The sequence below is a fragment of the Comamonas sp. CMM03 genome, assembly GCF_019218715.1.
In the GTDB taxonomy this organism is placed as follows: domain Bacteria; phylum Pseudomonadota; class Gammaproteobacteria; order Burkholderiales; family Burkholderiaceae_C; genus Comamonas; species Comamonas terrigena.
The window spans coordinates 332,615-353,879 of sequence record NZ_JAHUXB010000004.1 but is presented as its reverse complement, the minus strand read 5'-3'; the positions used below and the strand labels follow the sequence as shown (position 1 = coordinate 353,879).

At 65.2% G+C, this 21,265-nt stretch carries 20 protein-coding genes and 1 pseudogene; 15 read left to right on the top strand and 6 right to left on the bottom strand.

Annotation, left to right across the window (positions count from 1 at the left end; genetic code table 11):
- Positions 1-236 precede the first annotated feature (236 nt).
- Positions 237-1,442, top strand: coding sequence for a serine hydrolase (locus tag KW830_RS15495; protein WP_218333644.1), 1,206 nt, complete (start codon positions 237-239; stop codon positions 1,440-1,442).
- Between the two features lie 277 nt (positions 1,443-1,719).
- Here the strand turns inward: KW830_RS15495 and KW830_RS15490 are convergent, their stop codons facing one another.
- Positions 1,720-2,103: a cytochrome c gene (locus tag KW830_RS15490; RefSeq protein ID WP_218333643.1), complete on the bottom strand. Its 384-nt coding sequence runs from the start codon at positions 2,101-2,103 to the stop codon at positions 1,720-1,722.
- 157 nt (positions 2,104-2,260) lie between these two features.
- Positions 2,261-2,884 carry a glutathione S-transferase family protein gene (locus KW830_RS15485; RefSeq protein WP_218333642.1) on the bottom strand — a complete coding sequence of 208 codons (624 nt, stop codon included), beginning with the start codon at positions 2,882-2,884 and terminating at the stop codon, positions 2,261-2,263.
- Between the two features lie 209 nt (positions 2,885-3,093).
- Here KW830_RS15485 and KW830_RS15480 point away from each other — a divergent pair, with 209 nt between their 5' ends.
- Genes KW830_RS15480 through KW830_RS15470 form a run of 3 tightly spaced genes read left to right on the top strand, consistent with a single transcriptional unit; the run spans position 3,094 to position 5,459 of the window.
- Positions 3,094-3,996, top strand: coding sequence for a glutamate ABC transporter substrate-binding protein (locus tag KW830_RS15480; protein WP_066537409.1), 903 nt, complete (start codon positions 3,094-3,096; stop codon positions 3,994-3,996).
- A 3-nt stretch (positions 3,997-3,999) separates the two neighbouring features.
- Entirely contained in the window at positions 4,000-4,662 is a 663-nt protein-coding gene (locus KW830_RS15475) for an amino acid ABC transporter permease (protein WP_218333641.1), read from the top strand.
- On the top strand, positions 4,659-5,459 hold the full coding sequence (locus KW830_RS15470; RefSeq protein WP_218333640.1) for an amino acid ABC transporter permease: 801 nt from the start codon (positions 4,659-4,661) through the stop codon (positions 5,457-5,459). Before KW830_RS15475 ends, KW830_RS15470 begins: the two co-directional genes overlap by 4 nt.
- 215 nt (positions 5,460-5,674) lie before the next feature.
- On the opposite strand, the gene KW830_RS15465 is transcribed toward KW830_RS15470, so the two are convergent.
- Both KW830_RS15465 and KW830_RS15460 read right to left on the bottom strand, forming a co-directional pair.
- Positions 5,675-7,213 carry an amidase gene (locus KW830_RS15465; RefSeq protein ID WP_218333639.1) on the bottom strand — a complete coding sequence of 513 codons (1,539 nt, stop codon included), beginning with the start codon at positions 7,211-7,213 and terminating at the stop codon, positions 5,675-5,677.
- A 77-nt stretch (positions 7,214-7,290) separates the two neighbouring features.
- On the bottom strand, positions 7,291-8,274 hold the full coding sequence (locus tag KW830_RS15460) for a tripartite tricarboxylate transporter substrate binding protein (RefSeq protein ID WP_218333638.1): 984 nt from the start codon (positions 8,272-8,274) through the stop codon (positions 7,291-7,293).
- A 209-nt stretch (positions 8,275-8,483) separates the two neighbouring features.
- Here KW830_RS15460 and KW830_RS15455 point away from each other — a divergent pair, with 209 nt between their 5' ends.
- The 3 genes from KW830_RS15455 (at position 8,484) to KW830_RS15445 (ending at position 11,311) form a co-directional block, all read left to right on the top strand.
- Complete coding sequence (locus tag KW830_RS15455; RefSeq protein WP_218333637.1) at positions 8,484-9,500, top strand: LysR family transcriptional regulator; 1,017 nt, start codon at positions 8,484-8,486, stop codon at positions 9,498-9,500.
- 178 nt (positions 9,501-9,678) lie between these two features.
- A complete protein-coding gene (locus KW830_RS15450) occupies positions 9,679-10,029 on the top strand; it encodes a RidA family protein (RefSeq protein WP_218333636.1) in 351 nt (116 codons plus the stop codon).
- Positions 10,030-10,072: 43 nt separating this feature from the next.
- Entirely contained in the window at positions 10,073-11,311 is a 1,239-nt protein-coding gene (locus KW830_RS15445) for an FAD-binding oxidoreductase (protein ID WP_218333635.1), read from the top strand.
- A 116-nt stretch (positions 11,312-11,427) separates the two neighbouring features.
- Here KW830_RS15445 and KW830_RS15440 read toward each other — a convergent pair whose 3' ends face one another.
- Together KW830_RS15440 and KW830_RS15435 are read right to left on the bottom strand one after the other, a co-directional pair.
- On the bottom strand, positions 11,428-12,606 hold the full coding sequence (locus KW830_RS15440; protein ID WP_218333634.1) for a DSD1 family PLP-dependent enzyme: 1,179 nt from the start codon (positions 12,604-12,606) through the stop codon (positions 11,428-11,430).
- A gap of 76 nt (positions 12,607-12,682) precedes the next feature.
- The gene (locus tag KW830_RS15435) at positions 12,683-14,071 is read right to left on the bottom strand and encodes a D-serine ammonia-lyase (protein ID WP_218333633.1); all 1,389 of its coding nucleotides are present in this window, start codon (positions 14,069-14,071) and stop codon (positions 12,683-12,685) included.
- 96 nt (positions 14,072-14,167) lie between these two features.
- On the opposite strand from KW830_RS15435, the gene KW830_RS15430 reads away from it, so the two are divergent.
- The 8 genes and pseudogenes from KW830_RS15430 to KW830_RS15400 all read left to right on the top strand — a co-directional run bounded on the left by KW830_RS15430 (position 14,168) and on the right by KW830_RS15400 (position 21,214).
- A complete protein-coding gene (locus KW830_RS15430) occupies positions 14,168-15,151 on the top strand; it encodes a LysR substrate-binding domain-containing protein (protein WP_218333632.1) in 984 nt (327 codons plus the stop codon).
- A gap of 587 nt (positions 15,152-15,738) precedes the next feature.
- Positions 15,739-16,215, top strand: a pseudogene (locus KW830_RS21370) (NAD(P)-dependent oxidoreductase); the annotation flags it as partial.
- A complete protein-coding gene (locus KW830_RS21365) occupies positions 16,201-16,635 on the top strand; it encodes an NAD(P)-dependent oxidoreductase (RefSeq protein WP_255578667.1) in 435 nt (144 codons plus the stop codon). The pseudogene KW830_RS21370 and the gene KW830_RS21365, both read left to right, overlap by 15 nt.
- Before the next feature lie 65 nt (positions 16,636-16,700).
- Complete coding sequence (locus KW830_RS15420) at positions 16,701-17,678, top strand: tripartite tricarboxylate transporter substrate binding protein (RefSeq protein WP_218333630.1); 978 nt, start codon at positions 16,701-16,703, stop codon at positions 17,676-17,678.
- Positions 17,679-17,698: 20 nt separating this feature from the next.
- The gene (locus tag KW830_RS15415) at positions 17,699-19,129 is read left to right on the top strand and encodes an NAD-dependent succinate-semialdehyde dehydrogenase (RefSeq protein ID WP_218333629.1); all 1,431 of its coding nucleotides are present in this window, start codon (positions 17,699-17,701) and stop codon (positions 19,127-19,129) included.
- Positions 19,126-20,019 (top strand): NAD(P)-dependent oxidoreductase, encoded by an 894-nt coding sequence (locus KW830_RS15410; RefSeq protein WP_192334235.1) that lies wholly within the window; start codon positions 19,126-19,128, stop codon positions 20,017-20,019. The genes KW830_RS15415 and KW830_RS15410 overlap by 4 nt, the downstream gene beginning before the upstream one ends.
- Positions 20,016-20,369: a hypothetical protein gene (locus KW830_RS15405; protein ID WP_066536875.1), complete on the top strand. Its 354-nt coding sequence runs from the start codon at positions 20,016-20,018 to the stop codon at positions 20,367-20,369. Before KW830_RS15410 ends, KW830_RS15405 begins: the two co-directional genes overlap by 4 nt.
- Entirely contained in the window at positions 20,366-21,214 is an 849-nt protein-coding gene (locus KW830_RS15400; RefSeq protein ID WP_066536877.1) for an alpha/beta fold hydrolase, read from the top strand. The genes KW830_RS15405 and KW830_RS15400 overlap by 4 nt, the downstream gene beginning before the upstream one ends.
- The last annotated feature ends 51 nt before the right edge of the window (positions 21,215-21,265 follow it).

Genomic DNA, 21,265 nt, shown 5'->3' with positions numbered 1-21,265 from the left:
GTTCACAGGCCCTGCGTCCATTCCAATCGGAGTTCTGGCAAAGACTTCACCTGGATGAGACCGGACCTAGAACCGAAAGCGGTGCTGCGGCGCTAGGGCAATCACCTGTCGAGATGGAGCAACAGCATTCCCTGCGGCCCATAACGCCTGCGTAGTATCCAGGCAAGCCGAGGCGATGCGCAACGGCCTGCCCCTGCTGGGGGCAACGGTTCTTGCTCAACCCCAAGGAGACGGACGTGTCATTGAAGAAGGTGGTGCTGGGTAGCCTGGCCATTCTGGCTGCCGCTGTCGTGGGGGGCTGGTTCAGTCTGGACAAGGAGACGCGGGCGCTGCTGGCCACCGTGCCGACCAACCGCGATGTGCTGTTCTGGACCGTGCCGCAACGCGATGCGGCCTTCCGTGCGCTGGACCGCCTGCCGATACTCGCCAAAGCGAACGTGGTGCCGGTCAGTGGCAGCCCCTCCCCCTTGCCTCCAGGGCCACCTCTCCAGCTCCAAAGCGATGTGGATGCCTACATGGCCGGTCAGCGCAGTGCCGCGCTGCTGGTGGTGCACGACGGCAAGCTGCGGCTGGAACGCTATGGCCTGGGCTTTGATGGGCAGGGGCGCTGGACCAGCTTCTCGGTCGCCAAGTCCTTCACCTCCACGCTGGTCGGTGCCGCGGTGAAGGATGGCTTCATCAAGAGCCTGGACGACAAGGTGAGCCTCTATATCCCTGACCTCAAGGGCTCGGCCTACGACGATGTCAGCGTGCGGCAGCTGCTGACTATGACGTCGGGCGTGAAGTGGAACGAAGACTATGCCGCCCCCCAGTCGGACGTGGCCAGGTTCAACAACCACCAGCCCGAGGAAGGCGTGGAAGCCTTGGTGAGCTATATGCGCAAGCTTCCGCGGGAAGCACCTGCCGGCTCCCGCTGGCTGTACAGCACCGGCGAGACGAATCTTGTGGGAACGCTGGTGCAGCAGGCCACCCACAAGCCATTGGCCACCTACCTGTCTGAGAAGATCTGGGTGCCAGCAGGCATGGAGCAGCAAGCCACCTGGATCTTGAGCAAGACCGGCAAGGAGATTGGCGGTTGCTGCGTGCAGGCCACGCCGCGCGACTATGCCCGCATGGGCTTGTTCATTCTGAATGGCGCCCAGGTCAACGGCCAGAGCATCGTGCCCGACGGCTGGTGGGCGGAAGCGACCACCAAGCGCACGGAGATCGGCCTTCCCGGGCGTGGTTACGGCTACCAATGGTGGACCTACGACGATGGCAGCTATACGGCCCGCGGAATTTTTGGGCAGGGCATCTTTATCGATCCGCAACGCAAGCTGGTGATTGTGTCCAACGCCAATTGGGCCGGCGGTGCGCGCGACCCCAAAGCTACGCAAGCGCGTGAAAACTTCTACCGCGAGGTGCAGCAGGCCATCGACGACGAGGCGGCAAAGCCTTCCTGATCGAGTGGGGACCGTGGGCCAATGGCGCAGCGTGCTTGGCCTTGCACACGCGGCCTTGCCTCATGCGCCAACCGGCTTCACAACGGTCGCCCCTGGCCAGGAGCGCCCCACCGGAGCCAAACTGCCCTAAACACCCTGACAGCAGGCGTGAGCCGATGCATTCAGTGGAACATGCGCTTGCTGCACCCCACGTCAAGACACCAATAGCCCATTGATTTCAGCCCATTGATTTCAAAACATATTCTCAAACTTGCACCACAGACAGGCACGGTGCAGGTCATCGACTTTTTGAAATCACGTCTCCCATGTATTTGTTCAGGTCTCGAAAATCCTGAACGGTCCAGGAATGCGGAGCAATCTTCACCCCGTTCTCCTTCAACGTTCTGGGTATCAGGTCCCCGTTCGGGCGAAGTATGACCGAGGACACGATGACGCCCGGATAACTCTCCAGCCGTTTTTTGAAAGCAGCGGTGGTGAGGTCCGGTGTGGGTGGATTGCTTTTCCTGGCCAATGGCCCCGTGCCCTTGATATCCGCTCCGTGGCACACGGCACATCGCTGTGTGTAGAGATTCTTCCCATTGGTGTTCTGCGCAAAAGCAGATGGAGGCAGAGCGAACGCCATGGCTCCGAGCAAGGCGATCCCTAATTCTCTGGCTGTCATTTTTTTCGTTTCGTAGGGCGCAGGTTGGTGGGCGCAAAAGCAGAGGCACACGGGTTCCCCAGCGCGAACAGGATGCGCAGCATGGTACGACCTTCGGCGCCATACGGACCCACACCCGCCACGCGAATCCCGCCAGGCTCCAAACCCAACCAATCCCTCACGGGGTTCCGTTTCGGCCGTACAGGCGATAGCCCGGCCGCAGGCTCAAACGCTCGTAATAATCCTGTACCGCCGGATAGTCAGGGTGCGCCAGCGGTGTTTCAAACCAGCGGTTCACCGACAGGCCTACCGGGATGTCGGCCAGAGAGAACGACTCGCCGCACACATAGGCACCCGTGGCATCCAGCTGCCGGTCCAGGATGGCCATATGCCTGGACCATTCGCTGCAGCCGGTGGCCAGCGCATGGCGGTCCTGGTGCTCCGGGGAATGCCTGACCAGCGACATGAAGGCATAGCTCCAGGATTTGTTCAGGTCCGTCGCCTGCCAGTCCATCCATTGGTCGACCCGCGCCCGCGCCTGTGCTTCGGGCGGATATATCCCGGCGCCGTGGTAGCGGTTCGCCAGATAGCGAATGATGGAGTTCGACTCCCACAGCACAAAATCGCCGTCCTGAATGACCGGCACCATGGCGTTAGGGTTTAGAGCCATGAATGCAGCCGTGTGGGTCGACTGGAAACCCACGCCCCAGTCCTCCCGCTCAAAGGGGATGTCCATTTCGGCACAGGCCCAGAGTACCTTGCGGACATTGATGGACGACGCCTTGCCCAGCACACGCAACATGCCATGCCTTTCTGGTGAGGAGTTTGTATGAAGTGACGGTTGCAGCGAGTGTATGCGGCGCCAAATGTCGACGCTGTGCCAGCGTGACGGTGGTGACCGCGCAGAAAGGCTGTATCGTGCGCACAATGCATTCTGGCGCTTGAACAGAACGCGCGGTGCGTGCCTTGCACCGCTCCACATTGGCGCCACAGACCATTCAGGAAGACCCCATGCCGATCCCATCCATTCTGAAAACCACCGTGGCGGCGCTGGCGATCACGGCCAGTGGCGCGCTTTTCGCACAGGGCACACCGATCAATGCCGCCGCGTTTGACGCGCTGATCGCCCAGGGCCCGGTCGCCGATGCAGCGACCATCGCATCGAGCAGCTGGGCCACCAAGATCAAGCAGGCCGGCACGATGCGCTTTGGTGGCACGCAGACGTCGAATCTGTTCTCGCTGCTCAACGAAAAAGATGGAAAGATCCGCGGCTTCGACGCGGGCCTGGCCCAGCTCCTCACGCGCTATATCCTGGGCGATGGCGCCAAGTACCAGTTCACGCAGGTGAATTCGTCGACACGCGAGCAGGTGCTCATCAACGACCAGGTGGACATGGTGTTCGCCACCTACTCCATCACCCCGGCCCGCGCCGAGAAGATCTCGTTTGCCGGCCCGTACTACACCTCGCAGGCCGGGGTGCTGGTCAAGGCGAACAACAAGGCGATCCAGTCGTACAGCGATCTTGCTGGCAAGAAAGTGGCCACGCAGGCAGGCTCCACGGGGCCGGCGATCCTGGCCCAGTACGCGCCCAAGGCGGTCGTGCAGGAGTTCCAGACGCACCAGGAAGCCCTGGACGGACTGCGCCAGGGACGGGTGGATGCCTACGTGACCGACTACACGCTGCTGCTCAACGCCCTGAGCCTGGGCGTCAGCAACGCCCGGCTGGCGGGTGCCCCCTTCGGCGCACAGGACCCCTACGGCGTGGGACTGCCCAAGGGCTCGGACGGCGTGGCCTTCGTCAACGCTTTCCTGAAAAAGCTGGAAGCCAATGGCACCTGGGCCAAGCTCTGGACGGTCTCCATCGGACAACGCACCGGCAGCACCGCCGTCCCGACGCCGCCTGCCCACCCCTGAGCGATGGCTGAGGTTTCCAGGCTTCTGACCGAGTACGGGCCTGCCTTCTGGCAGGCTCTTTTGCTGACATGGAAGCTCACGCTCGTGTCGTTCGTGCCCGGGTTCCTGCTGGGCACGGCGGTGGCGGTGCTGCGGCTGCTGCCGGTGTCGCCGCTGCGCTGGGTGCTGACCGGCTATGTCGAGATCTTTCGCAACATCCCCAGCGTGGCGCTGCTGATCTTCATCGTGTTCGCGCTGCCCGACCTGAATGTGGTGATCGACTATGAGCCCAGCGTGATCCTGGCCCTGACGCTGGTGTGCTCGGCCTTCACGGCGGATTACCTGCGCTCGGGCATCAACACCATTCCCGGCAGCCAGATCGAAGCCGCGCTGAGCCTGGGCATGCGACCCCGGCACATCATTGCCGTAGTGATCTTGCCGCAGGCATTGCGCTCGGTGGTACAGCCGATGACATCGCTGCTGATTGCGCTGATGCTGTCGACCTCGCTGGCGTCGCAGGTGCCGCTTGCAGGGCGGGAGCTCACCTCGCTGGTGTCCAAGATCGCCAACGACTCCGCTGCAGGCATGGCCGCGTTCGCGGTGGCCGCCGCGCTGTACGTGGCGACCGGATTGCTGATCGCCTGGGCAGGCGCCACCTTGGACAAGAAGCTGCGGATACTGCGATGAGCCGCCCTCTGGAAGACATTCTGTTTGCGGCGCCCAGCCCGCGCGCCCGCATCACCACCCGGATGGCAAGCGTCATGGCCGCGGCCATGTTGTTGGCGCTGGCAGTGGCCATTGGCTACCAGTTCCATGACGCAGGGCAGCTGGACGCTCCGTTCTGGGAATTCTTTGCCTGGCCAACGACCTGGGCCTTCCTCGCCAAGGGCCTGCTCGGCACGCTGAAATCGTCAGCGATGGCAGCTGCCATTGCGCTGTCCTTCGGGCTGGTGCTGCTGCTGGGGCGCCTGTCGCGCCTGAAATTGGTGCGTTGGCCCAGCGTTGCGGCCATCGAGTTCTTGCGCGGTACACCGACGCTGCTGCTGATCTATGTGTGCTTTCTGGTGCTGCCGACGCTTGGCATCAAGCTCAGCACCTACTGGATGCTGACCCTGCCCATCGGCCTGAGCACCGCGGCCGTGGTGGCCGAGGTTTACCGCGCCGGCGTGCTGGCGGTTCCCCGCGGCCAGACCGATGCGGCGCGCAGCCTGGGCATGACGGAAGCGCAGGTGTTCTTTCTCATCGTCTTCCCGCAGGCTCTGCGCTACATCGTTCCGGCGCTGGTGGCGCAACTGGTCATCGTGGTCAAGGACACCACCTTTGGCTACGTGGTGACCTACGGTGAACTGATGCAGAACGCCAAGGTGCTGATTGCCAACTACCACGCGCTGGTGCCGGTGTACCTGGTGGTGGCCCTGCTTTACTGCCTGGTCAACTACGCCATCTCCAGGGCAAGCAAACGGCTCAGCAGGCCAATGCACTGACCCTGCACCGGGCCGCGGGGGCATCCGGTACGCCCTGCCACACCACGGGCAATGGGTGGCAAGGTGACCAGGTAACAGGGCTGCCGACGACCACCCACCAACCACCACCAAGTGCGAACAGCGTGGAGCCCAACCGCTTGAGCGTGTCTGGCTCAAACGGATGGTTTCCATGCTGTTCGCATCCCCGTGCATCAGGGCACCAGGGCATCAGTCCATCAAACCGCTGACACGGCCTCCACGGCAGCGCCTTGTGCATGCAGCACGGGAGGCGCCGTGACGATGGAGGTCAGCGCCGGCTCTGCGGGCCGCAGCGCGGCCAGGTCCGGGCGTGGACGGCGCAGTGCCTCCTGGGTGGAGAACGCCTGTTCCATCGCGTGGGCGGCGCCCAGCAGCTCGTGGTCGCGCCTAAAGCCACCCACCACCTGCAGGCCAAAGGGCATGCCGGCATGGTCTGTGCCGCAAGGCAGCGAGATGGCCGGGTGCGTGGTCAGCGTGACCACATAGGTCAGTGCCAGCCAGCGGTAGTAGTTGGCCTGCTGCTGGCCCCCAACCTGGGCGGCGTACAGCTGCGTCCACGGGAAGGGCGAGACCGGCGTGGTCGGCGACAGGATGAGGTCGTAGTCGGCGAAGGTGTCCTGAAAGCGCTTGAGCAGCCGCGTCTGCTCTGCCTGCGCCCAGGCGGCGTCCAGCAGGCTCATGCGGGCCCCCATTTCGTAGTTGGCACGCGGGTTGGGGCCCAGGCTGTCGGGATCGCGCTCGTAGGCGGCCTGCATGCCGGCGACAAAGGATTCGGCGCGCAGCACGTCGAAGCAGCGGTGCACATCGCCCAGGTCCAGCTTGACTTCGTCGCAGGCCGCAAACAGGTGGCGCATGGCCGCAATCTTCTGCCGGAACGTGGCGCGGATGCCCTCATCGACGTCGCAGGCGCCAAAGTCTTCCGTCCATGCCACGCGCAAGCGGCTGAGGTCGGTGCGCGCAGGGTGCAGAAAAGAAGCGGCATCCAGCGGGTAGCTCAAGGGATCACCGGCATGCACGCCCGCGCTGGCCGCCAGCTGTAGGCAGGCATCTTCCACCGTGCGCCCCATGGGCCCCACGACCGACAGCGGCGTCCAGCCCAGCAGCTTGCGCACGCTGGGAACGATGCCCGGCGAGGGGCGGAACCCCACCACGCCGCATTTGGCGGCCGGAATGCGCAGGGAACCACCGGTATCCGAGCCGGTGCACACCGGCAGCATGTCGCAGGCCAGTGCCGCTGCTGATCCCCCCGACGAGCCGCCGGCGTTGAGGTTGGGGTTGAAGGGATTGCCGGTCGCACCCCAGACATCGTTGCGCGAGTTGGCACCTGCGCCCATCTCCGGCACATTGGTCTTGCCGGCCACGATGGCGCCCGCGCGGCGCAGGCGGGCCACCAGCTCGATGTCCTGGGTCGGCACATGGTCGCGGTAGATGGGCGAGCCCCAGGTGGTCAGCAGCCCTTCGGTGGGCTCCAGGTCCTTCACGCCCAGCGGCAGGCCATGCAGCAGCCCCAGTGGCTCGCCCGCCATCACGGCCTTTTCGGCGGCATGCGCTTCGCTGCGCGCGCGGTCAAAACAGGTCGCGGTGACAGCGTTGACATAAGGGTTGACGCTGTCGATGCGGGCGATGCAGGCATCGAGCAGTTCAACCGGCGAAATCTGCCGCGCACCAATGAGGCGGCGCAGTTCGACGGCAGACAGTTCGACCAGCGACGGACTGGATGACGGGGCGGTGTGCATGGATGTCTCTCTCATAGGTATAGATACAAAAACCCCCCGCGTGCTGACGGCCAGCAGCGAGGTTGATGGGTGCGGTATCAATCGGCGGTGATGTGCGCGCTGTCGGCCAGCTTCTTCATCACAGGCATTTCCTGTCGGATCAAGGTGGCGGCTGCGGCGCTGTTGGCATAGGCGGGGTCAAAGCCCTGGGCCTTCATTTTTTCCTGCACGTCGGGGGCGGCCGCAACTTCCGCCAGCGTGGCTTCCAGCTTGGCCTTCACATTGGCCGGCATGCCCCTGGGGCCAACGATGATCAGCCATGTGTCCATGTCGATGTCCTTGAAACCGGCCTCGGCGAAGGTAGGCACATCGGGCAGCAGGGAGGAACGCTTGGCCGTGGTCACGGCGACGGCCTTGATCTTTCCGTTCTTGATCTGGGGGATGGCGGCGGCCACGGTATCGACCGAGAAAGGAACTTGCCCACCGATCAGGTCTGTCATCGCCGGTGCGCTGCCCTTGTAGGGCACATGGGTCATGTCGATCCCGGTGCGGGCCAGCACCAGCTCGCCCGCAAAGTGGGCCGTCGTGCCGCTGCCGAAGGAGCCGAAAGCGTATTTGCCAGGGGACTTCTTGACGTAATCCACAAACTGCTTGACGCCGCTCACCGGCACGGCGCTGTTGGCCAGCACGATCAGCCCGGTGCGTGCAGGAATCCCAATGGGATCGAAACTCTTGACCGGGTCGTAAGGCAGGTTGGGGCGGATGGCGGGGTTGACGGTGAAGGTGCTGCCGGAGCTGACCAGCAAGGTGTATCCGTCGGCCGGGGCCTTGGCCACATACGTCGCACCGATGATGGTGCCCGCGCCCGGGCGGTTGTCGATGATCACAGGCTGGCCCAGTTTTTCACCGAGCTTCTGGCCCAGCAGGCGGCCGATCACGTCCGTGGCGCCGCCAGGCGAGAACGGGATGACCAGCGTGACGGGCTTCGATGGGTAGGCATCGGCAGCGAGAGCGGGGGCAGCGGCAACCAGGCTCAACGAGCAAGCCACGGCCAAGCGGGTGAAAGCGGTGATGGATTTCATGATGAAGCGACAGGTTCGGTGAGGCAAGGGGACGAGGGAAAAACACCAGCGCAGGAACAACGATCCGGATAGCTCCGCAAACACCGTGGCTGCGCTGGACGTGCTGAATACGAGTTCATGCTAAGAGTGCTCAACCGATGCCACAAGCGCAATGTTTAGAATATTTCATTGCCAAAAATAGAATTCATACGTGTGAGAAGGATGGCACGATGGGGAAAACAGATACCGGAGCAGGAATCGGTCCTGCCACAGCCAACAGCCGGGTGCTGCAGGAAGCGGCCGTGCGCTATTTCCTGGAAGTGGTGCGCACGGGTTCCATCAAGGAGGCCGCCACGCGCTTGAACGTAGCCCCCTCTGCGGTCAGCCGCCAGATTGCGCGGCTGGAAAGCGACCTGGACACCTTGCTGTTCGAGCGCCGCTCGCGCGGTATGGTGCCGAACTCGGCGGGCGAACTGCTGGCCGCCCACGCACGCCGGGTCGAGCAGGACATCGAGCGTGTCACCAGCGAAATCCAGTCGCTGCGAGGCATGCGCACGGGGCAGGTGCGCATCGCCTCGGTTGAAGGCTTTGCCCATGACTTCATTCCCATGCTGATCGCACAGTTTCAGCGCCGCTACGAGGGCGTTGCGTTCCGGCTGGACGTCTGCTCGCAGGGCGATGTGGCGCGGCGCGTGCGAGATGGCGAGGTCGACATCGGCATCACCCTCAGCTCGGTCCCCGAGCCGGACATCCGCGTGGAGCTGCGCCACCCCTGCCCCATCATGGCCGTGCTGGGAGAAAAGCATCCGCTGGCCTCACGGCCGCAACTGTCGCTGCGCGAAGTGACGGCCTACCCGCTGGTGCTGCCGCTCAAGAGCAGCACATTGCGGCAGTTGCTCGACATCAGCTGCAGCCGCCAAGGGCTGCGGTACCGCCAGGTGCTGGTGAGCAACCATGCCGACGCGCTGGTCAGCTACGCCGCCGCCAGTGAACTGGGTGTGGCGTTCTATGGCGAGCTGTCGGTCCGCACGCGGCGCGGCGGCAACGCCGTGCGGGCCGTGCCGCTGCGCGACCGCGAGATGAACGAGCGTTATCTGGAAGTCCAGACCCTGGCCGGGCGCAATCTGCAGGAAGCCGTGCACGCCTTTGTGCAGTACCTGGTGGCAGCCATCCGTGCCGATGGCAACGGCGGCGGCGATGCGGACGACGTGGACAACGCAGCGGACGGCCGGTTGCCCGGCGCGTGAAAGGCGGCGTGCCGGTGGGTGGAGCTAGGTGCCTAATTGCTGGATCGGCAATCGACGATTCTGATTTCTGCGCAGCACGGTGGACCTGGCGGGCACTGCGGCCCGCCAGAATGGTGCGCTTCAGCGCCTTTCCAGCGCCTTTCTGCCTTTCGTTTTTTTGCACCCAGGAGTTCCTTCCATGTCCACCATGCCCGCCCTCCCCTTTTCCAAGATCCGCACGGCCGCCGGCCTGGCCTTCCTGTCCGGCGAGATGCCGTTTGCCGCCGATGGGAGCATCCCCGAAGGCATCACGGCGCAGACGCACCTGACGCTGGAGCGCATTGCCACCACGCTGGCCACCGAAGGCCTGTCGCTTGCCGACGTGGTGTCGGTCAACGTCTTCCTCACGCACAAGGAGGACTTCGCCGCATTCAATGCCGCCTACGCCAGCCACTTCTCCGATCCGCTGCCGGTGCGCGCGACTGTCTGCACCGAACTGGTGGCCCCGGCCCGCATCGAGATTGCGGTCGTGGCGGCGCTGCGCGGCTGACCGCCCTCTTTTCCCCGAACTCCCCCAGACAGGAACACACACCATGGCATCCGAAGTCCTGGTTCTCGGCGCAGGCATGGTCGGCGTCAGCACGGCGCTGGCATTGCAGCAGCGCGGCCGCCAGGTCGTGCTGGTGGACCGCCGCCCGCCGGGGCGCGAAACCTCGTACGGCAACGCCGGCTTCATCCAGCGCGAGGCCGTGCAGCCCTACGCCTTCCCACGCAGCTGGCAGGCACTGTGGCGCGTGGCGACCGGGCAAGGCAATGACGTGCATGTGCACTGGACGGCCCTGCCCTCCCTGGCAGGCCGCCTGCTGCGCTATTGGCAGTCTTCGGCCCCCGCGCCGTACGCGAACACCTGCGCCGCCTATGCACGGCTGATCGCACACTGCATTGCCGAACACGAGCCGCTGATGGCCGCCGCGGGCGCGCAGCACCTGGTGCGCAAGGAAGGCTGGCTGCAGTTGTACCGGCAACCCGCCTTGCTGGAGACGGCGCTGCGCCATGCCACCCAGGTCGCACAGGCCCATGGACTGGATTGGGCCGCACTGGACGGACCGGCCCTGGTCCAGCTGGAGCCCGGCCTGCGCGAAACGCCGGCGGGCGCCATCCATTGGCGGGATCCCTGGACCATTTCCGATCCGGGAGCGCTGGTGGAACACTATGCCGCACTGTTCGTGCAGCGTGGTGGCCGGATCGCCGAAGGCGACGCCGACAGCCTGCAGCAGACGGGACTGGGCTGGCGCGTTCAGACCCGTGACGGGGCGCTGGAGGCCGAGGCAGCCGTCCTGGCGCTCGGCCCCTGGGCCGAGGCGCACACCCGCCGACTGGGCTACCGGCTGCCGCTTTTCGCCAAGCGGGGATACCACCGCCACTACCAGGGTGGCGGAACGCTGCGCCGGCCTGTGCTCGACACCGACCATGGTGTGGTGCTGGCGCCAATGCAACGCGGTCTGCGCCTGACCACGGGGGCCGAATTTGCCAGCGCCGGCGCACCGGCGACACCGGTGCAGCTGCACGTGGCCGAGCGCGCCGCCGAGCGGCTTCTGGGCCTGGGCCAGCCGGTCGAAGCACAGCCCTGGCTGGGTGCCCGCCCGTGTTCTGCGGACATGCTGCCCGTCATCGGCCCGGCACCCCGCCACCGCGGCCTGTGGTTCCACTTTGGCCATGGCCACCAGGGCTTCACCCTGGGTCCCGCGTCTGCCCGGCTTCTGGCCGAACGCATGTGCGGCCAGACACCGTATGTGGACCCTGCGCCCTACGATCCGTCGCGCTTTGGCTGAACGCCGGCAGGCCTCGCCCCGGGTGCGGCCACCCATAGGGGATGTCCGCACGCCCACGGTGAATCGGCACACACGCCCCCCAAGCATGCCGTAGAGGCGCCCTGAAGGAGGAGGGTTCAGCGGCTCAGACCGCGCGCCGCAATGGGCCAGATGGTTTCGACCACGCCGTTCCGGTAGCCAATCAGGCTGTCGTGCAGGTTGATCGTGGGGTCCACGTGCCCTGGCACCAGCAGCACCAGTTCCCCCAGGGCAGGCAACGCGGACAAGGCCGTGGTTCCGGCTGTGCTGGCCGCCTCTGCGCCCCACCCGACCGTACAGTGCTCGTCACTGACACCGGTGCAGGCCAGCACGGCATCGGGCCGGGCCTGGGCCGCATTCCACACCTGGGGCAGACCGCTTTCCAGGCTCATGGATTTCAGGCCTGCATCCAGCACGGCATGCGTGCCTGCGGCACGGCTCATCACGCGGGTCGCCAGAAACAGGCTGTGCGCGAAAGAGGACACGCCCGCGCCGGACGGCTGGTTGTGGCTGTAGTCCACATCCATGAAGGCGTAGCTGCCGGCCTGCAGCTCGGTGTAGACGCCGCTGGCGAAGTCGATGTCGGCACTCCCGGTGCCTCCGCCGGTCACGACCGCGCAGGGCAGTCCCTCGCTTTCCAGGCGCGCCCTGGCCTGGCGGATGCGCGCGTTCGCCGCGTCGATGATCTGCTGGCGTTCCTCCGGCAGGCGGACATGCTGCACCGTGCCGTGGTAGGCCTGCAGGCCGCCGAAAGACAGCCGGGGCAGCGACTGGATACGGGCCGCGATACGGGTCATCAACTCCAGATCGGCCACACCGCAGCGGCCATGGCCGATGTCGATCTCGACCAGCACGGTCAGCTCGGCCCCGGCTTCCTGCACTGCAGCCGCCAGCCAGTCGACCTGCTGCAGATCGTCCACACACACGCTCATGCGTGCATGGCGGGCCAGCTGCGCCAGCAGGCGTGCCTTGCCGGGGGAGGCAATCTCGTTGCTGATGTGGATGTCACGCACCCCGGCTTCTATGAATGGAATCGCTTCGGACACCTTCTGGCAGCAGATGCCGACCGCACCGCGTGCGATCTGTGCCAGGGCCACGGCCGGGCATTTGTGCGCCTTGCCATGCGGACGCAAGGCCATGCCTGCGGCATCGGCGCGGGCCTGCAGGTCGTCGAGATTGCGCTCGAAGACATCGAGGTCCAGCAGCAACGCCGGCGTGTCGATATCGGAAATCGGTGCGCCGATGGAGGCTGCGGGAGGCACAGTGAAAATGGACATGTCAGCGATGGCGATGGCAATGGAGACGGGCAAGAAATGGCAGTGAGGTGCACGCCGCAGGATGCGGCAGAGAATCCTACGGCTGCTGGGCCAGCAGGTCGCGCCCGGCCTCCCAGAACTGCTGGTACTGCGCAGGCGGAACGAACAGCCCGCCAGTGGTCCAGACCACATGCGTGGACTGTGCCAGATGCGCCTGCAGCCCACTCTCCTGCAGATAGCGTTGCCCTTCGGGCGTACCCAGCAGCATCGACGGACCAGCCATGCCGGCGGTTGCCGAGGGCTCCACGCGCAGGCCTTCGGCCTGCTCGAGCTGGTAGACAAAGCGCATGAGCTGCCCATCCTCGACCGTGTAGATACCGCCCAGCACCTCGCGCATGGCGGCGCTGGCCAGGCGCGAGGCCTGCGGCACGGCCAGGCCGTCGGCCTCGGTCCGGTTGTGCAGCCCGTAGTCATACACCGTGGGGTGCGGGCCTTGCGGGCCGTCGGAGCCATCCATCATCTGCACCAGCACGCAGGGCGACTGCACCGGCTCGGCAAAGAAGCAGTGCGCATGGGGGCCCAGAATCTGGCGGATGCCGAAGGCAATGCCCGCCGGAGCCCCGCCCACACCACACGGCAGGTACACGAACAACGGGTGCTGGGCGTCCACCACAATGCCCTGCTCTGCCAGCTGGCGGCGCAAGCCGAAGACGGCGGCCGCATAGCCCAGGAACAGCGAGAGAGAGCGCTCGTCGTCGACAAAATGTGCCAGGGGATCGGTTGCGGCCTGTGCGCGGCCCTGGGCCACTGCCTGGGCGTAGTCGCCCGCATGCTCGACGACCTCGACACCCCGCTGGCGCAAGCGGTCCTTCTTCCAGGCCTTGGCATCGGCCGACATGTGCACGCTCGCCTTGAAGCCCAAGGCCGAGGCGATCACACCAATGCTCAGCCCCAGGTTGCCGGTGGAGCCCACTGCCACGCTGTGGCGGGCAAACACCTCGCGTGCGCGCTCGCTCAGGAGCGCGACATAGTCTGCCGCGCTGGGCTGGCTGGGCAGCAGGCCGTTGGCAATGGCCACCCGCTCGGCAAATTCCAGCACTTCGTGCAGCCCGCCGCGCGCCTTGATCGACCCGGCCACCGGCAATGCATGGTCCTGCTTGATCAGCACGCGCCCCTGCCCAGGGGCCATGCCCAGCAACGACGCCACAGCAGGCGCGGGGGACAGTGCGGACTCGATCACACCGCCCGACGCAGCCAGTTCGGGAAACAGCTTGGCCAGCAGCGGCGCAAAGCGCTCGAAGCGCGACCGGGCGGCTTCAATATCAGCCAGACTAATGTATTGGCTCTCTGCCGGGCTCTCGGAGCCTGTGGTGGCGAGAGCGTGACCGACCTCCTGCGCGGCCACCGCGGTACTACGCGTCGGGTTGAGCCACAGCAAGGGGAGAGATTGTTTCAAGCGCATCAGGGTGGGGGCGGAGGTGGGCATTGCGTGGCAGTCTTTCACAGGGAAGCGCCCATTCTTGGCCCGCCCCAGACTGGATGCAAGTCACTTATAGTCAAGGCAACCTCAACCATACTAATAATGAGCACCTCCACACGCCTGCTCTCACCGTCGCTGCTGTCCTGGCTGCGCTGCTTTGACGCGGCAGCACGGCATGGCAGCTTCACGCGCGCGGCCGAAGACCTGTGCGTGAGCCAGGGCGCCGTCAGCCAGCAGGTCAAGCAGCTGGAGCAGTGGCTGGGCCGCCCGCTGCTGCTGCGCTCACCGCGCGCGCTGACGCTGACGCCTGAGGGGCGCTTGCTGGGCCGGGTGCTGCGCGAATCGCTGCAATCCATTGAAAACACGCTGGCCGATCTGCGGCAGGAGAGCGAGGGGCAACCGGTGACGATGAGTTGCGCGCCCTCCTTTGCGATGGCCTGGCTCACGCCCCGGCTGGGGACCTTCTTCCAGAAACACCCGCAGATCGATCTGCGCGTACAGGCCGAGTTCCACGCGCTGGACCGCGGGCGCATGCTGCGCGACGGCGTGGACGCAGCGGTGCGCTTTGACCTTGGGAACTATCCCGATCTGCACGCCTGCGAACTGCTCAGCGAATGGCTGGTTCCCGTGGCCAGCCCGGCTTTTCTGGCCGCACACCCGGCACTGGCAACGCCCCAGGGACTGACGGGGACTATGTTGCTGCACGATTTCAGCCCGTGGGAAGGGGCCAGCACCCACGCGGAATGGGCGCATTGGTTCGCGCACATGGGACTGCCCCCCCCGGACTGGACCCTGGGCCGCACCTACAACCTGGCCATGCTGGCGCAAAGTGCGGCCTGCGCCGGGCAGGGCGTAGCGCTTGGCCGTACCGCCCTGGTCCTGGACGATGTGGCGGCAGGTCGGCTGGTGCCCTTGTTCGGGTGCCGCGTGCCCGCGCAGGCGTCCTATATGTTTGTGCGCGCACGCCAGCCATCGCGGGTGCTGGATGCCATCGAGCAATGGCTGCTGGCCCAAGCCCAGGCGTTTGAGGAACAGCGGCAAGGCCTGCTCCAGACCCTGGCGCTGCGCAGCACGCAGTCCGCCTGATTTGGCGGACTGCTGCAGCCGTCCCACAAGGTACGCGGCTCCCCTCCAGGCCCATCTCCTGGTCCACGGCACCCGTGGCTGACCGCAACGTCCTGGCTGGCGGCCCACGGTTCTCCGTGGGCGCCCCCCTTTCACCGGGGTTCACCGCATGGCCGGTATCACAGCGCACCAAGACCTGCTGTCTCGTGCTGCGCTGACCGGCCCGTGCGTCCAGTCCGCCCTAGGCAGAACGGCGGGCAGTCGACACCCCATGGGCTACCGCCCCTGCACGGCAGCGCCAGCGAGAGCCCCTCCCTGCATTGCCCAACGTCCAACGCCCGCAGCGCCAGCTTCGGGATGTCTGCCCGACCACTCCTAGCCACGCACATGCGCCTGCAAACGACGTGTTGGCGGTGGCATGCAGGCGCGGCCATGCCATATGGGTGGACAGCCCTTCAGGGAGCAACGGCTTGGTGGTGCCTGCAGCGCTGTTTCCAGGGAGACACCGGCCTCTTCCTAGAAATACCAAAAACTCATATCACCAAGATTATTTCTCTTCCTTTTAACAGCGGCAGACCGATAAATTTTTACAAAACAACCAGGAGACAAAAACAATGGATATTGGATTCATCGGCCTTGGCCGGATGGGGTTCGCGCTCGCCCGTTCCCTGCTGAAGCACCAGCAACGCGTGACGGTGTTCGATATCAACACCGGCGCCGCGCAGCAACTGGGGACGGAAGGTGCGGTCGTGGCCCCCGATGTGGCCAGCCTGTGCCGCAGCGTGGATATCGTCTTCACCATGCTGCCCGGGCCCAAGCAGGTCAAGCAGGTGGCGCTGGGCGAGAACGGCATCCTCCAGAACCTGCAACCCGGCGCCATCTACATCGACATGAGCACCATCGATGTGGACACGGTCGATCTGCTGAACGACGCGTTCACCCAGGCGGGCTTTGTCTTTGGTGACGCCCCCGTGGGCCGCCTTGCCATGCATGCCGACCGCGGCGAGTCGCTGTTCATGCTGGGCATCGATGCCCAGCACCTACCCACCGTGGAGCCGGTGCTCTACCAGATGGGCACCACCATCCACCACTGCGGCCATGCCGGCAGCGGCACGCGCACCAAGATCATCAACAACATGATGGTGCTGTGCTACTGCCAGATCAACTCCGAAGCCCTGGTGCTGGCCAAGTCGCTGGGACTCGATACGGCCAAGACCTTCGACGTGCTGGTCAACACCACCGCCAGCAATGGGCAGCTGAAGGAGAAGTGGCCCAAGAAGGTGCTGGCCGGGGACCTGAGCCCGGGCTTTGACCTGGCGCTGGGCTACAAGGACATCTCGCTCGCCTCCAGCGCCGGAGCGTCCACGCAGGTGGCCCTGCCGGTCTGCGATACCGCCAAGAACGTGTTCCGCATGGCGCTGGCCGCCGGCAAGGCCGGACAGGACACCTCCTGCCTGACCGACTACTGGGCCGAGGTCAACGGGGTGGAAAAGATCCGGCTCTGAACGGACCCACAACGACTGCGACCAAAAAACTGCAGCGACAACAACGATATCCAGGAGACAAAAAAATGAACTTCACCCGACGCGCCGTGCTCGCTACGGCAGCGGCCACCGGCCTTGCTTTCTCCACCCTCGCATCGGCGGCAGGCTACCCGGAAAAACCGGTCACCATCACGGTCGGCTTCTCCGCCGGCGGCCCCACCGACATCGTGGCCCGCATCCTGGCCGAAAGGCTCACCCAGAAGTTCGGCCAGAGCTTCATCATCGACAACAGGGCCGGCGCCAGTGGCGCCGTGGCGGCCAACCAGGTGAAGAAGGCAGCCCCCGACGGCTACACGCTGATGATCGGCAGCAGCAGCACGCTGTCCATCATCCCCTACGTGCAAAAAGGCGTGCAGTTCGACCCGATCAAGGACTTCACCCCCATCGGCCTGGTGGCCAGCTACCCCTACTACCTGACGGTTCCGCCGGACTCCAAGTTCAAGACCTATGACGATCTGGTCCAGTTTGCGCGCCAGAAAGGCAATCAGCTGACCTACGCATCGGCGGGCAATGGCGCCATCAACCACCTGGCGGGCGAATGGTTCAAGAGTGACACCGGCATCAACACGCTGCACGTGCCCTACAAAGGCGATTCCGCAGCGGTGATCGACCTGGCGGCCGGCCGTGTGGACCTGGCCTTCCTGGCCGGCGTGGTGGCCATTCCGCAGGTGCAGGCAGGCAAGCTGCGCATTCTGGCCTCGGCCAGTTCGGCGCCGGAAAAAGGGCTCAAGGGCACGCCGGTGATCGGCCAGACCAAGCTGCCCGGCTTTGCCGCAGAACCCTGGAACGGCCTGATGGGCCCGGCAGGACTGCCCGCCGATGTGGTCACCAAGCTGAACAGCGCCGTCAACGAGATCATGACCAGCCCGGAAGTCAAGGCCAGGCTGCTGACCCTGGACCAGTACCCGCTCACCGGAACGCCTGCGCAGTTCAAGGACTTCATCCAGAAGCAATCGGCGCACTGGGCGGGCGTGATCAAAAAATCCAACATCACGCTCGACTGATGGGCTGCGAGAACCGACACATGCAATATTCACAGTTCATCCAGGGCAGCTTCGTCGCGGGCGCGTCCACCGAGGTCTTCGAGGTGGTTTCGCCGTCGACCGGCCAGGTGATTGGCAGCTACACCATGGCGTCATCCGACGATGTGGCCCGCGCCATCGACAGTGCGAGCAAGGCCCAGTCCGCGTGGAAGAAAAGCGGCGCCGTCCAGCGCTCCGACCTGCTGCGCAAGATCGCACTGGAGATGCGCGCAGACCGCGAGCGGTTGGCCACGCAGATCACCAGCGAGCTCGGCAAGCCCTACAGCGAAGCGCAGAAGGAAGTCGATGTCGCGGCCGAAATGTTCGAATGGGCCGCCGAAGAAGCCCGCCGCCTGTATGGCCGCGTGATTCCCGCGCGCACCCCCGGCATCCAGCAGATTGCGCAGCTGGAACCGGTGGGTGTGGTCGGCGGCTTTGCAGGCTGGAACGCGCCTGCGATCACCCCGTCGCGCAAGATCAGTGCCGCCCTGGCAGCAGGTTGCGCCATCGTCATCAAACCCTCGGAAGAGACCGCCGGCGTGGCGCTGCTGATCGCCCAGGCCTGCCAGCGCGCCGGCACCCCTGCAGGCCTGGTCAACATGGTGTTCGGCAACCCGGCGCAGATTGCGGACCAGCTCTGCAACGCCCCCGATATCGCCATGATCACCTTCACCGGCGGCACCGAAGTGGGCAGGCAACTGGGGGCCAAGGCCGCCGCGCAGATGAAAAAGGCCACGCTGGAGCTGGGCGGCCACGCCCCGGTGATCGTCTGGAGCGATGTGGACATCGACAAGGTGGCGGCCGCCACGGTGGCCACCAAGTACCGCAATGCGGGCCAGGTCTGCACCTCGCCCACGCGCTTTCTGGTCCACGCCCGCATTTACGACGCGTTCTGCGCCAGGTTTGTGGAGCATGTCCAGAAACTGCAGGTGCTCGATCCCTTTGATGCCAAGGCGCAGATGGGGCCGCTCAAGAACCAGCGCCGCCGCAGCGCCATTGCCCAGCTGGTGGCGAACGCCGTCGAGTCCGGGGCCACGCTGCTGGCCGGCGGCAAGAGCCTGGACCAGCCGGGCTTCTTCTACGCGCCCACGGTACTGGCCGTGCGCGACAAGCAAGCCGATGTCTCGCGCATCGAACCCTTCGGCCCCGTGGCGCTGCTGATCCCCGTGCAGGATGCGGACGAGGCATTGCACGAGGCCAACAGCCTGCCCTTTGGCCTGGCGGCCTATGCCTTCACCAACGACATGCAGTTGGCACACCGGTTTGCCAACGAGATCGAAAGCGGCGTTGTCTGCATCAACGAGCTGCAGGCCTCGCTGCCCGAGACCCCGTTCGGGGGCTACAAGGACAGCGGCCTGGGCTCCGAAGGCGGCACTGAGGGGCTGCGTGAGTTCCTCAAGGTCAAGTGCGTGCGCCAGGGAGGTCTGGCATGAGCAGCAAACCCATCCTCGGTTTCATCGGCGTGGGCGTGATGGGCATGGGCATGTGCCGCAATCTGGCGCAGAAGTCCGGCTGCACGGTGCTGGCTGCCGACCTCAACGCCGACAACGTGCGTGCGCTGGCCGACGATGGCGTGATTGCCAGCAGCGTGCAGCAGATTGCCGAAACCGCCCGCATCGTGTTCCTGTCGCTGCCGGCCATCCAGCATGTCGAGGCGGTCTGCAACGGTCCGGACGGACTGGTGGCCAACGCCCGTGCGCTCCAGACCGTTGTCGACATGAGCACCAGCGATGTGGAACGCACGCGCCAGCTGGCCGCCACCCTGGGGACCGCCGGCATCGACCTGGTGGATGCCCCCGTGGCCCGCAGCCGGGCAGCCGCCAACAACGGCACCTTGCTGATCACCGTGGGCGCCAGCGAATCGCAGTTCGCCGCCGTGAAACCCTATCTCGACTGCATGGGCAGTGACGTGCTGCACTGCGGCCCGACCGGCGCCGGGCAGGTCGTGAAGATCCTCAACAACATGGTGCTGCTCAACACCGTGCACACCTTGGCCGAAGCCTTTGCCATGGCCGAAAAGTCGGGCGTGTCCAAGGACCTGCTCGCCCATGCGCTGGGTCTGGGGTCGGCGGCCTCGTTTGCCCTCAATCTCACCGGAGCCAACTACCTGGCCAAGGATGTCTTCCCGGAAAAGATGTTCTCCACGGCCTATGCCCTCAAGGACCTGAAGCTGGCACTGGAGCTGTCCAGTACGGTGCAGCTGGACAACGCCATCACCGCGCTGACCGCGCAGCAGCTGCAGAAATCCATCGACGCGGGCTTCGCCGACCACTACTACCCCGTGATGTACCGCGTGATTGCCGACACGAAAGCCGCACCATGAGCACCACCCCTGTTCCCCTGAATGACTGGCTCGTCCACCGCGGCAGATTCGTCCATGTGACGTTTCTGCTGCAAAGCGGCGAGAAGGAATGGCTGGTCCGCATCCACGAGGGACGCATAGAAAGCATCCAGAGCGGCCCTTTCGTGATGCCGCGCTGGACGTTCCGGCTGGCGGCCGATGCCCAGGCCTGGAGCCGGTACTACGCCAGCACGCCCACACCGGGCTTTCACGATCTGATGGCGATGATCAAGTTCAAGCACCTGCGGCTGGAAGGCGACCAGCATCCGTTCATGAGCAATCTCCTGTACTTCAAGGATCTGGTCAAGTCACTCGGAGGGATCGTGCAATGAACCGCCAACACATGGAACCCATCTCGGGCGGCTACGTCCACGTCACCATCCAAGGCCGCAACAACCGCATCTATGTGGAAACGGCGGGCCAGGGCCAGCCCTTGCTGTGCCTGCACACGGCAGGCAGCGACTCGCGCCAATACCGCGGCCTGATGAACTGCCCGGAGATCACCGAACGCTTCCAGGTGATCTGTTTCGATCTGCCCTACCACGGCAAGTCCTCGCCCCCCGAAGGCTGGGAACAGCACGAGTACCAGCTCACCTCGCAGCTTTATGTGGACTCCATCCTCGGAGTGATGGATGCGCTGGACATTCACCGCCCCGTCGCCATGGGGTGCTCCATCGGCGGCCGTGTGGTGCTGCACCTGGCGCTGCAGCACCCGGAGCGGTTCAAGGCCCTGATCGGCCTGCAATCGGGCGCCCATGTCGCGCCCTACTACAACCTGGAATGGCTGCACCGTCCGGATGTGCACGGCGGCGAAGTCTGCGCCGGCATCGTGTCCGGCCTGATCGGCCCGCACGCCAAGGAGGTGGACCGCTGGGAAACCCTGTGGCACTACATGCAAAGCGGGCCCGGGGTGTTCAAGGGCGATCTCCACTTCTACAAGGCCGAAGGCGATCTGCGCGCGCTGGCGGGCCGCATCGACACGGCGCAATGCCCGCTCTATCTGCTGACCGGCGAGTACGACTACTCCTGCACGCCCGATGACTCCCGGGCCCTTGCCCAGAGCATTGCCGGGGCGCAGCTGTCGATCATGCCCGGCCTCGGCCATTTCCCGATGAGCGAGGCCCCCGCCGACTTCATCGCGCACCTGATGCCGGTGCTCCGGCAGATTCAACCGTGAAACCCCGCTCCGCCAAGCCAGACAACGCGCCAGACAACGCAGGAGACACAC

Bases quoted from the DNA above. Each gene is read 5' to 3' on its own strand.
- KW830_RS15435 (WP_218333633.1), bottom strand. From the start codon at position 14,071: ATGCCCACCTCCGCCCCCACCCTGATGCGCTTGAAACAATCTCTCCCC.
- KW830_RS15410 (WP_192334235.1), top strand. From the start codon at position 19,126: ATGAGCAGCAAACCCATCCTCGGTTTCATCGGCGTGGGCGTGATGGGC.
- KW830_RS15490 (WP_218333643.1), bottom strand. From the start codon at position 2,103: ATGACAGCCAGAGAATTAGGGATCGCCTTGCTCGGAGCCATGGCGTTC.
- KW830_RS15485 (WP_218333642.1), bottom strand. From the start codon at position 2,884: ATGTTGCGTGTGCTGGGCAAGGCGTCGTCCATCAATGTCCGCAAGGTA.
- KW830_RS15460 (WP_218333638.1), bottom strand. From the start codon at position 8,274: ATGAAATCCATCACCGCTTTCACCCGCTTGGCCGTGGCTTGCTCGTTG.
- KW830_RS15450 (WP_218333636.1), top strand. From the start codon at position 9,679: ATGTCCACCATGCCCGCCCTCCCCTTTTCCAAGATCCGCACGGCCGCC.
- KW830_RS15420 (WP_218333630.1), top strand. From the start codon at position 16,701: ATGAACTTCACCCGACGCGCCGTGCTCGCTACGGCAGCGGCCACCGGC.
- KW830_RS15430 (WP_218333632.1), top strand. From the start codon at position 14,168: ATGAGCACCTCCACACGCCTGCTCTCACCGTCGCTGCTGTCCTGGCTG.
- KW830_RS15455 (WP_218333637.1), top strand. From the start codon at position 8,484: ATGGGGAAAACAGATACCGGAGCAGGAATCGGTCCTGCCACAGCCAAC.
- KW830_RS15480 (WP_066537409.1), top strand. From the start codon at position 3,094: ATGCCGATCCCATCCATTCTGAAAACCACCGTGGCGGCGCTGGCGATC.
- KW830_RS15415 (WP_218333629.1), top strand. From the start codon at position 17,699: ATGCAATATTCACAGTTCATCCAGGGCAGCTTCGTCGCGGGCGCGTCC.
- KW830_RS21365 (WP_255578667.1), top strand. From the start codon at position 16,201: ATGGGCACCACCATCCACCACTGCGGCCATGCCGGCAGCGGCACGCGC.
- KW830_RS15445 (WP_218333635.1), top strand. From the start codon at position 10,073: ATGGCATCCGAAGTCCTGGTTCTCGGCGCAGGCATGGTCGGCGTCAGC.
- KW830_RS15400 (WP_066536877.1), top strand. From the start codon at position 20,366: ATGAACCGCCAACACATGGAACCCATCTCGGGCGGCTACGTCCACGTC.
- KW830_RS15405 (WP_066536875.1), top strand. From the start codon at position 20,016: ATGAGCACCACCCCTGTTCCCCTGAATGACTGGCTCGTCCACCGCGGC.
- KW830_RS15465 (WP_218333639.1), bottom strand. From the start codon at position 7,213: ATGCACACCGCCCCGTCATCCAGTCCGTCGCTGGTCGAACTGTCTGCC.
- KW830_RS15440 (WP_218333634.1), bottom strand. From the start codon at position 12,606: ATGTCCATTTTCACTGTGCCTCCCGCAGCCTCCATCGGCGCACCGATT.
- KW830_RS15470 (WP_218333640.1), top strand. From the start codon at position 4,659: ATGAGCCGCCCTCTGGAAGACATTCTGTTTGCGGCGCCCAGCCCGCGC.
- KW830_RS15475 (WP_218333641.1), top strand. From the start codon at position 4,000: ATGGCTGAGGTTTCCAGGCTTCTGACCGAGTACGGGCCTGCCTTCTGG.